At 34.0% G+C, this 13,014-nt stretch carries 6 protein-coding genes; all 6 read left to right on the forward strand.

All coding sequences use genetic code 11. The features are described from left to right. Positions 1-18: 18 nt before the first annotated feature. The 6 genes from Q4Q40_RS14405 to Q4Q40_RS14430 all read left to right on the forward strand — a co-directional run bounded on the left by Q4Q40_RS14405 (position 19) and on the right by Q4Q40_RS14430 (position 12,387). The gene (locus tag Q4Q40_RS14405; RefSeq protein WP_303302585.1) at positions 19-3,477 is read left to right on the forward strand and encodes a 1,3-beta-D-glucan phosphorylase, GH149 family; all 3,459 of its coding nucleotides are present in this window, start codon (positions 19-21) and stop codon (positions 3,475-3,477) included. Positions 3,478-3,487: 10 nt separating this feature from the next. After that, positions 3,488-4,777 (forward strand): glycoside hydrolase family 17 protein, encoded by a 1,290-nt coding sequence (locus Q4Q40_RS14410; RefSeq protein WP_303302586.1) that lies wholly within the window; start codon positions 3,488-3,490, stop codon positions 4,775-4,777. Between the two features lie 18 nt (positions 4,778-4,795). Beyond that, complete coding sequence (locus Q4Q40_RS14415) at positions 4,796-6,286, forward strand: glycoside hydrolase family 30 protein (RefSeq protein WP_303302587.1); 1,491 nt, start codon at positions 4,796-4,798, stop codon at positions 6,284-6,286. A gap of 29 nt (positions 6,287-6,315) precedes the next feature. After that, positions 6,316-7,956 (forward strand): MFS transporter, encoded by a 1,641-nt coding sequence (locus Q4Q40_RS14420; protein ID WP_303302588.1) that lies wholly within the window; start codon positions 6,316-6,318, stop codon positions 7,954-7,956. A gap of 19 nt (positions 7,957-7,975) precedes the next feature. Then, the gene (locus tag Q4Q40_RS14425; RefSeq protein WP_303302589.1) at positions 7,976-8,860 is read left to right on the forward strand and encodes a glycoside hydrolase family 17 protein; all 885 of its coding nucleotides are present in this window, start codon (positions 7,976-7,978) and stop codon (positions 8,858-8,860) included. Positions 8,861-9,093: 233 nt separating this feature from the next. Further along, positions 9,094-12,387 (forward strand): VCBS repeat-containing protein, encoded by a 3,294-nt coding sequence (locus tag Q4Q40_RS14430; protein ID WP_303302590.1) that lies wholly within the window; start codon positions 9,094-9,096, stop codon positions 12,385-12,387. The last annotated feature ends 627 nt before the right edge of the window (positions 12,388-13,014 follow it).

The following is a 13,014-nucleotide window of genomic DNA, read 5'->3' on the forward strand; positions in this document are numbered from 1 at the left end:
AAACTCTTAAAAAGCTAAATGAATAGTACAGTTTTTATAGACGAGCCTAAAGTTTCAAATACGATGAATAAAATAAAAGGAGAATTAATCACTTTTAATAATGAAGCTTACTACAAGATTTCCAACAGTGACAAAATGCGCCCATTTTTTATGAGCATTGTTAGTGATTCCAATCACTGGATGTTTATATCAAGTAATGGTGGTATTTCTGCTGGAAGAAAAAATTCTGAATCTTCATTATTTCCATATTATACAGACGATAAAATAACAGAATCGGCAGATATTACAGGAAGTAAAACCATATTTCAGATTCATATGGGTGGAGAAACTCATATATGGGAACCATTTTCAATCCGTCAAATGGGCGTTTATGAAACATCAAGAAATTTATATAAAAACAGTTTTGGAAATAAAATAATTTTTGAAGAAATAAACCTTGATTTGGGATTAACTTTCAGATACCAATGGAACTCTAGTAATCAATTTGGTTTTGTAAAAAAGTCAACATTGATAAACAATTCCGATTCTAAAACTCACATTACTTTATTAGACGGATTACAAAATATCTTGCCCGCAGGTGTTACTTCCGATCTACAAAACAGTAGAAGTAATTTAGTTGACGCTTACAAAAAAAATGAATTATTACCCGATGTTGGTATAGGTGTTTTTACATTGAGTGCTGTAATAGTTGACAAAGCAGAACCTAGTGAAGCATTAAAATCTAATACCGTTTGGTCTGTTGGTTTTGAAAACCCCATTCATTTAATGTCGTCATTGCAACTTAATAGCTTTAGAAAAAAGAACGCTTTAATACAAGAAGTTGATGTAAAAGCAGAAAAAGGCGCTTATTTTATTTCTTCCAATATAGACTTAGCATCAAAATCGGAGAAAAATTGGCTATTTGTTACTAACGTAAACCAATCTATTTCAGATGTTAATCAAATTTCAGAAATCATTAAAAATGAAAAAGATATCTCTGGTCTTATTCAAAAAGATATTGATGCTGGAACCGAAAATTTAATTCAATTAACAGCAGCGGCAGATGGCTTGCAGTTAACAGCAGATCCTTTAATAAACACAAGGCATTTTTCAAACACGCTATTCAATATTATGCGTGGTGGTATTTTTGATGATAATTACAATATTGAAAAGGCAGATTTTGTAAAATATCTGGCAAATGCGAATAAACCATTTTTCAATAAAAAAGAAAAACAGTTAAATAATTTGCCTGAATTATTTACACTTAACTATTTAAAAAACCTAGCAGAACAAGATGTCGATAACACTTTTAAACGACTTAGTTTTGAATACTTACCCTTAAAATTTAGTAGAAGACACGGAGATCCCAGTCGACCTTGGAATAAGTTTTCAATAAATACCCATAGTGAAATTGATGGCTCTAAAATCTTAGATTATGAAGGAAATTGGCGAGATATTTTTCAAAATTGGGAAGCCTTAGCGCACTCATATCCAGAATTTATAGAGAATATGATTCATAAGTTTTTAAATGCTACAACATTTGAAGGCTACAATCCATATCGTGTTACAAAAGACGGTTTCGATTGGGAAATTATTGAAGAAAACGACCCGTGGTCCTATATTGGATATTGGGGAGATCATCAGATTATTTACCTATTAAAATTTCTGGAATTTATAGAAGATTACTACCCAAACAAACTTGAAGAACGTTTTGATCAAAACATTTTTGTTTATGCCAATGTTCCTTATAAAATAAAAAGCTATCAAGAAACACTTATTAACCCTAAGGACACTATTGATTTTGACCATAAACTAGATGCGAAAATTAATGAAACAAAACAAAAAATAGGAGCAGATGGCGCTTTATTAAGAGATAAAAACGATGCTATTTATAAAGTCAATTTAATTGAAAAATTAATCGCAACCGTATTAGCCAAAGTATCAAACTTTATTCCAGAAGGTGGTATTTGGTTAAACACGCAAAGACCAGAATGGAATGATGCCAACAATGCCCTAGTTGGTAATGGTGTATCTATGGTAACACTATACTATTTAAACCGTTTTTTAAATTTCTTCGAAAAGATTGTTGACAAATCAAAAACAAGTCAAGTTAATATCTCAAAAGAACTAAAAGCATGCTTTAACGAAGTTGTTTCAACACTTGAAAAAAATAAATACATCCTTTCTGGAAAAGTATCTGATAAAAACAGAAAAACAGTTTTAGACGGTCTGGGATTAGCAGGAAGCAAGTATAGAGCAACCGTTTATAATAATGGCTTTACAGGTAACAAGTCTGCTATAACAAAAACAGAACTTCTAGATTTTATAAAAACAACAAAAGCCTATCTACAACATACCATTGATGCTAATAAGCGTTCGGACCATATGTTCCACGCATATAATTTGATGACTGTTAAAAATGAGAAGGAAGTATCCATATCCTATTTACCAGAAATGCTGGAAGGACAAGTAGCCGCTTTAAGCTCAGGATATCTATCACCAAAAGAAGCTTTAACATTATTAGATGGTTTAAAAAAGAGCACACTCTTTAGAAGCGATCAGTACAGCTATATTTTATATCCAGATAAAGAATTACCTCGATTTGATAAGAAAAACAATATTGCGGCTGAAAAAGTGGAACAGTCCAATTTACTAAAGCAATTAGTAAAAAATGGAAACACCTCTATTATAGAAAAAGATGTTTTAGGAGGCTATCATTTTAACAGTAATTTCAACAATTCAAAAAGTTTAAAAGATGCTCTGGCAGCCTTACCTAAAGACACTTACCAGTTTTTAATAAAAAAAGACACCGAATTATTACTAGATATTTTTGAAGATATCTTCGATCATAAATCTTTTACAGGGCGTTCAGGAACATTTTTTGGTTACGAAGGCCTGGGGTCTATTTATTGGCATATGGTTTCCAAATTATTACTAGCCGTTCAAGAAAATTGTTTGCTAGCTATAAACACCAATCAAAGCCAAAAACTTATAGGAAATCTATTAGACCATTATTACGAAATAAATGCAGGTATCGGTACCCATAAATCGCCCGAACTATACGGTGCTTTTCCAACAGACCCTTATTCACATACACCAGCTACCAAAGGCGCTCAGCAACCAGGCATGACGGGTCAGGTTAAAGAAGATGTTTTAAGCAGGTTTGGAGAACTAGGTGTTTTTGTAAACAATGGCCGTATCACATTTAATCCCCGTTTATTACGTAAGGAAGAATTTCTAAAAAATCGAGAAATTTTCACCTATATAGATGTTAAAAACATGGAATGGGAGATGCTATTAGAAGTAGACTCTCTTTGCTTTACGTACTGTCAAGTGCCAATTATATATCAGCTTTCAGATAAAAATAGCTTACAAGTCATTTATAGTAATAATAGACGATTGAACTTTGATGATTTAAGTCTTATCTCAGAAATATCAAAATCAATTTTTCAAAGAAAAGGCGAAGTCATTCAAATAAATGTATTGCTAAAAAAGTAAAAGCAAACAGATGAAAACTAACTTTAAAATAACCCTATTACTAACCATTTTAATTGCAACAATAGGATGTGCAAATAAGTCTAAAAAAGTAACAGAAAAAGTGATTAAAGAAAAACATATAACTGCGGCAGAAATCTTAGGTAATCCCAAATACTTAGCTATTTCCTATGGAGGTTATAGGCAAGTGTCCAGAGAGATACAGCCAACCATTATAGAGCTAAAAGAAGACATGAAAATTTTAGCAGCAATGGGCATTAAAATATTACGAACCTATAATGTACAACTGCAACAAGCTCCCAATATATTAAAAGCTATAAGAGCATTAAAAAGCGAAGATCCCACTTTTGAGATGTATATAATGTTAGGCGCTTGGATAGATTGCCAAAATGCTTGGACAGATAAAGCACCAAATCATGACATAGAAAGTGAGGCCAATGCAGCCGAAATTGATAGAGCCGTCGCTTTAGCAAAAGCATACCCAGACATCGTTAAAATTATAGCGGTTGGCAATGAAGCCATGGTAAATTGGGCAACAAGTTATTTTGTGCGTCCGAATGTGATATTAAAATGGGTGACTCACTTGCAGGAATTAAAAACATCTGGCGAACTTCCAAAAACATTATGGATAACCAGTTCAGATGATTTTTCTTCTTGGGGCGGCGGAGACCCTAGTTACCATACAGAAGATTTAGAAAAACTAATCCATGCTGTAGATTATGTTTCTATGCACACCTATCCTATGCATAACTCTCACTATAATCCTGCCTTTTGGTTTGTTCCAGAAAATGAAAACAACCTGACTGAACAAGAAAAGATTGAATCAGCGATGCAACGTGCCTTAAACTTTTCAAAAACACAATACGATAGTGTGTCAAACTATATAAAGAGTTTAGGTATCAAGAAACCCATACACATAGGCGAAACAGGTTGGTCAACAGTGTCTAATGGTCATTATGGTATAAAAGGATCGAGAGCGACAGACGAATATAAATCTGGTCGTTACCATGAATTGATGAGAGACTGGACTAATAAAGCGAATATTTCTTGCTTTTATTTTGAAGCTTTTGACGAGCAATGGAAAGATGCAGCTAACAAATTAGGGTCGGAAAACCACTTTGGTTTAATCACCTTAAAAGGGCAAGCAAAATACGCACTTTGGGATTTGGTAGATCAGGGTGTATTCGACGGATTAACAAGAGATGGAAACCCAATAAAGAAAACATATAATGGAGACAAAGCAGCTTTAATGCAAGACGTTTTAGTGCCTCCAAATCCTGTGGAATTTAATGTATCCCATTAAAATTTATAATAAATGACTATGAAACTTTTAAAATATTATTTCTACTGTCTAGTATTTACAATGATGAGTTGCGAAAAAACAGATAACAAATTACAAGTCCAAATTTTTGAAACCTCAGCAAAAGGAAATCAACTGACCAAAATCACAGAGTTTCCTGCTACAGACACAAAGGTGACTATAAAGTTAATTCCAGAACAAACCTTTCAAACCATTTCTGGTTTTGGAGGTGCTTTTACAGAGTCTTCAGCTTACTTACTAAACAAACTAAGTAAGAAAAACAGAGATACCATCTTACGTGCATACTTCGCCAAAGACGGCGCTAGATATTCTTTAACCAGAACACACATGAATTCATGTGACTTCTCACTAACCAACTATTCATATTCCCCCGTAGAAGGCGATAAAAATTTAGAACATTTTACTATTGAAGAAGATATGGATGACCTCATTCCCATGATAAAAGAGGCCTTAGCGATCTCTGAAGATGGGTTTAAAATATTTGCATCACCCTGGACAGCAGCCCCGTGGATGAAAGATAATAACAAATGGGTTGGAGGCAAACTACTTCCAGAATATTACGATACCTGGGCATTGTTCTTCTCTAAATACTTAGATGCCTACAAAGCAGAAGGTATAGATATTTGGGGTTTTACCGTGGAGAACGAACCTCATGGAAATGGCAACAACTGGGAAAGCATGCATTTTACACCGCAAGAAATGACCAATTTCGTACAACATCATTTAGGTCCGAAATTAGAAGCTGATGGAAAAGGTGATAAAATAATTTTAGGATACGACCAAAATAGAGCAGGCTTAAAAGAGTGGGTAAATGCCATGTACAAAGACGAAGCTTCTTCAAAATATTTTCATGGTACGGCGATACATTGGTATGAAAGCACCTATGATTATTTCCCTGAAGCCTTGCAATATGCACACAATAAAGCACCTGATAAATATCTAATAGAAACCGAAGGTTGTGTAGATTCTGAAGTACCAAAATGGCAAGATGATACTTGGTACTGGAGCAAAGAAGCCACCGATTGGGGTTGGGATTGGGCATCTGAAGAAGAAAAATATTTACATCCAAAATATGCACCAGTAAACCGATATGCCAGAGATATTATTGGTTGTTTAAACAACTGGGTTGATGGTTGGGTAGACTGGAATATGGTTTTAGATAGACAAGGCGGTCCCAATTGGTTTGAGAATTGGTGTGTAGCGCCTGTAATTGTTGATCCTGATGCTGATGAAGTTTATTTCACTCCCATTTATTATGTCATGGCACACTTCAGTAAATACATAAGACCAGATGCAAAAATAATTGGAGTAGATAACTCTAATGAAAAACTCATGGTAACTGCCGCTACAAACCCCGATGGAAGTATTGCAGTTGTCATTTTTAATGAAACAGAACACCCAAAAAGTGTTAACCTCTCAATGCATGAAAAAACTGTAGAATTTTCAATAGATGTAAAGGCTATTCAAACTATTATGATTCCTAAAATATAAAATAAGTCTAACTATTAAACCAATAATATATGTCTAATATAAAAACAGCAGCAAAAGACAAAGTTCCCTTTTTACAAAAATCAGCTTTCGGTTCAGGGCATTTGGTACTTAATTTATTACCAGGAGCTTTAGCCGTTTTTATGTTCTTTTTGGTAACTGCTTTTGGAATGGATCCATGGTTAGCAGGTTTATTAGGTGGTTTACCTAGAATATTTGACGCTATCACAGATCCCATAATGGGTTTTATTTCTGATAATACCAAGTCAAAATGGGGACGTAGAAGACCTTATATTTTTATTGGAGCTATTTTAAGTGGGATCCTGTTTGCGCTTTTATTCCAAATGAGCGAAGATAATTCGGTTATGTTCAACTTTTGGTATTTTCTTCTTATGTCTTTATTGTTTCTCATTGGAAACACCATGTATGCTACACCATTGGTAGGTTTAGGATACGAAATGACTTCTGATTATAATGAGCGAACACGCTTAATGGCATTTGCTAATATTATTGGTCAAATTGCTTGGATGCTAGTGCCTTGGTTTTGGGTAATTATTGCCGATCCTACCGTCTTTCCTTTAAGTGAAGAAACCATAAGAATTATTGGAGAAATGGGGCTTACAGGAGATGAATTACAAAAAATAACAGACGAAAAACTACAAGCAACAGGAGTTCGTAAATTATCATTAATGGTTGGTTTAGTATGTGCTGTACTCGGAGTTTTACCAGCTTTATTCTGTAAAGGGATTGATTCTGTAAAAATGGAAAACAGAAAAAAAATAAGCCTTAATACTCTATCATCTAGTTTTAAAGAATTATTTCAAGGGATTAAGGAAGTATCCAAGAACAAACCCTTCATGAAGTTATGCGGAGCTACATTCCTTGTATTTAATGGATTCCAAATGGTGGCTTCATTCAGTTTTTTTATAATTGTCTTTTATATTTATAATGGCAACTATGGTGATGCTGGTACCTGGCCAGCTTGGTTTGCTTCGCTTACAGCAGTAATAACCGCTTTTATGGTTATTCCTATCATTTCAAAAATAGCTAACAAATGGGGAAAGCGGAAGGCTTTTATTATTTCTACGGTCATTTCTATTATTGGTTACATACTTAAGTGGTGGGGCTTTGATAATTCATTAAACGATAAATTCAATAAAACGAATTTTGGTGAAGGATTAAACAGTTTTGTGGGTTCTATATTTGATGCAATCAATCCTTTTCTGGACAGCATTGGCATGTCCTGGTTTAGTATGGACACAAGCCTGGGTGGGCCTTGGCTAATGTTCTTACCTATTCCATTTATGGCTTTTGGTTTAGGAGGTTTATTTACTTTAATGATGAGTATGACTGCAGATGTTTGTGATCTAGATGAACTAGAAAATGGCATGCCAAGAAAAGAAGGAACTTTTGGAGCGATTTACTGGTGGATGGTAAAACTGGGACAGGCAATTGCTTTAGTACTAGGTGGAGCCATTTTAACCTTAGTTGGTTTCGATGAAGGTGCTGTGGCGCAAACAACTGAAACAATGACAAAATTACGAATAGCAGATATTGTTATACCAGCTGTTACTGCTGGAATAGCCATTGGGATTATGTATAAATATAATTTGAATGAAACAAGAGCAAGAGAGATAAAAGTAGAATTAGTAAAACGTAGAGGAGAACTTTAGAAAATTAATAGAATATAATATGTCGTACAGAGCAGATAAAATAAGGTCGTTAGCAGGGTTAAATCTTGATGACAAAACTCAGAAAGGGTTACATAATCTATTTAAAAGAGTATTAAAAAATGGGATGCATGGGCTTTGTTTTAGTCCTTATGAAGAAGGTCAAAAGCCAGGTGATCAAATGACTGAAAAGCAAATTAGACGTCGTATGAAAATCATAAAACCGTATACAAAATGGATTCGTTCTTTTTCTTGTACAGATGGCAATGAGGCGATATCGCGTATTGCAAAAGAATACGGGATTAAAACACTTGTTGGCGCTTGGTTGGGCGATGATGCTGAAATCAATAAAAAAGAGATCGCTGGGCTTATAGAACTGGCAAAAGAAGGCTATGTAGATATTGCTGCAGTTGGTAACGAAGTGATGTATAGAGGTGATTTAACCGAAGATGAGCTTTTAGTTTTTATGCATGAAGTTAAAGCTGCGATTCCAAATGTGCCAATGGGATATGTAGACGCTTATTATGAGTTTAGACACAGACCAAGAATTACAGAAGCTTGTGATGTTATTTTGGCTAATTGCTATCCATATTGGGAGGGCTGTAGTCAAGAATATGCTCTGGTTTATATGAGAGATATGTATAACCAGGCTAAAAGTGCCGGAAACGGAAAAAAAGTGATTATAACCGAAACAGGATGGCCTTCTTTTGGAGAAGGACTGCAAGGTGCGATTCCATCAGAAGAAAATGCCGTAAAATATTTTATAAACTCACAAATATGGTCTAATGATGATGCTATTGAAATGTTTTATTTTTCATCTTTTGATGAATCATGGAAAGTAGGAGACGAAGGAGATGTAGGAGCCTATTGGGGATTGTGGGATAACAACGAAAAATTGAAGTTTTAAGCAAATCATTGAGAAACTGTTTAAGTTTAGTTTTTGGAATTAGTTTGGGAAGATTAGGTTCTCAATCAAGGTAAAATAAATGCGAATAGCATCGCTACTTAAAGAAATTTTGCTACAGAATGAGGACTTAAGACAATAAACTATAGGATAAAATTTAAACAGTTTCTAAGTAAAAGTCTTTTTTATAATCATAATTTTCTTACATTAAACTAAACTTCTAATTAAGAAAGGTCATGAACAAAATTAAACCCAACTATGCTGCAATATTGATATTAATTGTAATCATGTCTTGCCAAAAATCAAAACGTCCGCTATGTACAGAAACATTAGTTGGAGGATTTGAATTACTTTCTTCAGATAAAACAGGCATTGATTTTAATAATGCCATTAAAGAAACCGAAAGTTTTAATCACTTCTATTATGCTCAAATATATAATGGTGCGGGAGTCGCTATAGGCGATATAAATAATGATGGTTTATCAGATATATTCTTTTGTGGCAACCAAGTGAGCGATAGACTTTATCTAAACAAAGGCCATTTTCAATTTGAAAATATTACTAAGAAATCAAGAGCCGCCAAAGTTTCAGGATGGTCATGGGGCGTCACCATGGCAGATGTAAATTCAGATGGCTATCTTGATATTTATGTTAGTAGAAATGGAGAATTTATGAATCCTGAGCAGCGTAAAAACCTACTTTACATAAATAATCAAGACCTTACGTTTACAGAATCGGCTATGGCTTATGGGCTTGCAGATGCTGGATATTCTACCCAAGCTGTTTTTTTTGATATGGATAATGATGGTGATTTGGATATGTATCAAGTCAACCAACCAGCAGACCAAAAGTTGTTTATACGTTATACAATTACTAAAGACAGTTATAAATTCTTTACACATAAATTATATAGAAATGATAACGGAAGATATCATAACATCTCTCAACAAGCAGGTATTTCAGGTGTTTTAGCATATGGATTAAGTGTAAATGCTGCCGATTTTAACAATGATGGATGGATCGATTTATATGTTGCTAATGATTATGATGAACCAGACTTTATGTATTACAATAATGGAGACGGCACGTTTCGAAATGTGATTAACGATAATTTAAAACATATTTCCAGATTCAGTATGGGTTCCGACGCTGGCGATATAAATAATGATGGCTTGATAGATATTATCACACTAGAAATGGCTGCCGAGGATCATTTTCGATCAAAAACCAACATGGGTTCCATGTCGACCGAAAATTTCAATCAACTAGTTCACTTAGGAAAGCATCATCAATACATGTCAAACACACTACAAGTCAATACAGGTGTCGGCAGTTTTTCTGATGTTGCCAATATGGCTGGGATTGCTAAAACCGATTGGAGCTGGGGCGGGTTGTTTGTAGATTTAGATAATGATGGTTTAAAAGATATTATAATATCTAATGGCGTTAAAAAAGATGTTAGAAATAATGATTATTTAACTATTGTAAACAATCTTGATCCAGATATATCGACACAAGAATTTTTCAATATAAGTAAAAACACACCTTCCCAACCGCTTTCTAATTATGCTTATAATAATAAGGGTAATCTTCAGTTTGAGAAGGTCACAAAAAATTGGGGTTTTGAAACACCAAGTTTTTCAAGTGGAATCGCTTATGGCGATTTGGATAATGATGGCGATTTAGACGTTGTTACAAATAATATGGACGCTTTAGCATTCGTTTATGAAAACAAAGCAACTGGCAATTTCTTAAAAATTGATCTAAAAGGTTCTGATAAAAACACATTTGGTTATGGGGTTAAGGCAACTATTCATCATAACGGTAACATGCAGGTTTTAGAAAATTCAGTAACGCGAGGTTATTTATCTTCAGTAGAACCAGGTTTATTTTTTGGATTGGGTAAAGATGTTGAAGTTGATAAAGTAGAAGTGCTCTGGCCAGATGGGAAAATAAATGTATTTGAAAATATAAAGGCAAATACAACACTTACTGTTAAATATTCAAAAGCAAAAATCGCGACAAAACAAGTTGAAGAAAAACAACCATTATTAGCTCAAATAGAACCTGCCGATATTGGCATTTCTTACAGTCATAAAGAAAATGAATTTGATGATTTTGAAGTTGAGATTTTACTACCCCATAAACTATCTCAAAACGGTCCCTTCTCTGCTATTGGAGATGTTAACGGCGATGGATTAGAAGATTTATTTATTGGTGGAGCAGCAGGACAAGGCGGCATACTCTATCTTCAAAATACCAATGGAAAATTCAATAAAAGCACCTCGCAACCTTGGGAAAATGATAAAGGTTCAGAAGATTTAGGAGCACTATTTTTAGATGTGGACGGGGATAATGATCAAGATTTATTTGTTGCTAGTGGCGGTAATGAATTTAAGCAGGGAGATGCCTTATTAAAAGATAGATTATATATAAATAATGGGCAAGGAACATTTGTAAAAAGCAATCATGGGTTGCCTTCTATTTTTGAAAGTTCTCAATGCGTGAAAGCATCTGATATTGATGCAGATGGCGATTTAGATCTATTTATTGGCACCCGACTTATTGCCAGACAATACCCTTTTCCAGCAAGCAGCTATTTGCTTATTAACGATAATGGTGTCTTTAAAAAAGCACCGCATAAAACCGCTCCAGACCTTGAAAATATTGGATTAGTTACCGATGCTGTTTTTACAGATATTGATAACGATAATGACGCCGATTTGATGTTAGTTGGAGAATGGATGGAGATTATAGTTTTAGAAAATAAAGAAGGCACATTTATAAATAGCTCGGAAAAATATGGACTTAAAAACGCCAGAGGTCTATGGTGGTCTATAACGGCTAGTGATCTGGATAATGATGGTGATGACGATTATATTATAGGAAACCTTGGAAAGAATAATAAATTTAAAGCAACCAAAGAACACCCTTTTAAGGTATACGCCAACGATTTTGATAACAATGGAACAAACGACATTGTGTTAGCAAAATTTTACAAAAACGATTATGTACCTGTAAGAGGGAGAGAATGTACAAGCCAACAAATGCCTTATGTCGCAGATAAATTCAAAGATTTTAATAGTTTCGCATCTTCCAAATTATTAGACATTCTACCAGAAGATAAAGTAGACGGTGCCGTTATATATGAAATCCATAATTTTGAAAGCATTATTTTAATAAATGAAGGTGGTAAGCTTATAAGAAAACCGATGCCGTACGAAACACAAGTTTCCCCTATTAAATCTTCTATAGTACTCGATATAAATAAAGATGGACATCAAGATATTATTACAGTTGGTAATCATTACGGTGTAGAAGTTGAAACTACACGTTATGATGCGGGTATTGGCGCGGTGCTTTTAGGAGACGGTAATAACAATTTTCAATTTATGCCGCCTTCTCAAAGTGGGCTCTATGCACCCCATGATAGTAGGTCTATAAAACACCTGAAACAGGAGAATAACCAAAACACCATAGTCATTACAAATAATAATTCTTTCCCATCCTTTTTTAGTTATAAAAAGTAAAGTGCTGTTTTAAAAAAACATACGGTAATAAAGAATTTCTTAAATCCAACTATCCTCGAGCCCTAGCCATAGAGATATTACCCTGACTTTATTTTGACTTGAAAAGGTCAAAAAACCAAAATTCTGTATTTAGATTTCTGTTTTCACGAATAACAATTTCAACGGAAACCCGAGGTAAAGCCTGGGGAAATTCTTTTCGATCAAGAAAAATCTAGTGATAAAAAGTTTCAGACCAATGTCCAAAATTATGCTATAAAGCACTGATAATATGGTCCAACATTCATCAGTATTTCTATAACCTTGATGCTTTTAGTAACAATAAATGCATACAAGGGTAAAAATTAAGGCAGCAGTTAATAAAATGACCACAACATGACCACAACACAGGCTGCTAATTACTTTATATACAAGTAATTAATTATAAATAGATTCTAAAGAGAAGTAGCTAAAAACACGCCATTTACCGCATTAACAGAGACTTAGCTCACCATCTGTATTACGAATAATTTAAAAATATGTCATTTTTATTGATTTGTATGCTTTTTGTAGCGGTATACTTTACCAATTTATTAAAAAACAGCACGTACATTTAATAATATCTAAAACCACCTTTGTTAGATTGTGCAT

Source organism: Flavivirga jejuensis (genome assembly GCF_030540765.1).
In the GTDB taxonomy this organism is placed as follows: domain Bacteria; phylum Bacteroidota; class Bacteroidia; order Flavobacteriales; family Flavobacteriaceae; genus Flavivirga; species Flavivirga jejuensis.

Excerpts from the sequence above, each read along its gene's own strand:
- Q4Q40_RS14405 (WP_303302585.1), top strand. The coding sequence starts at position 19 with ATGAATAGTACAGTTTTTATAGACGAGCCTAAAGTTTCAAATACGATG.
- Q4Q40_RS14425 (WP_303302589.1), top strand. The coding sequence starts at position 7,976 with ATGTCGTACAGAGCAGATAAAATAAGGTCGTTAGCAGGGTTAAATCTT.
- Q4Q40_RS14430 (WP_303302590.1), top strand. The coding sequence starts at position 9,094 with ATGAACAAAATTAAACCCAACTATGCTGCAATATTGATATTAATTGTA.
- Q4Q40_RS14415 (WP_303302587.1), top strand. The coding sequence starts at position 4,796 with ATGAAACTTTTAAAATATTATTTCTACTGTCTAGTATTTACAATGATG.
- Q4Q40_RS14420 (WP_303302588.1), top strand. The coding sequence starts at position 6,316 with ATGTCTAATATAAAAACAGCAGCAAAAGACAAAGTTCCCTTTTTACAA.
- Q4Q40_RS14410 (WP_303302586.1), top strand. The coding sequence starts at position 3,488 with ATGAAAACTAACTTTAAAATAACCCTATTACTAACCATTTTAATTGCA.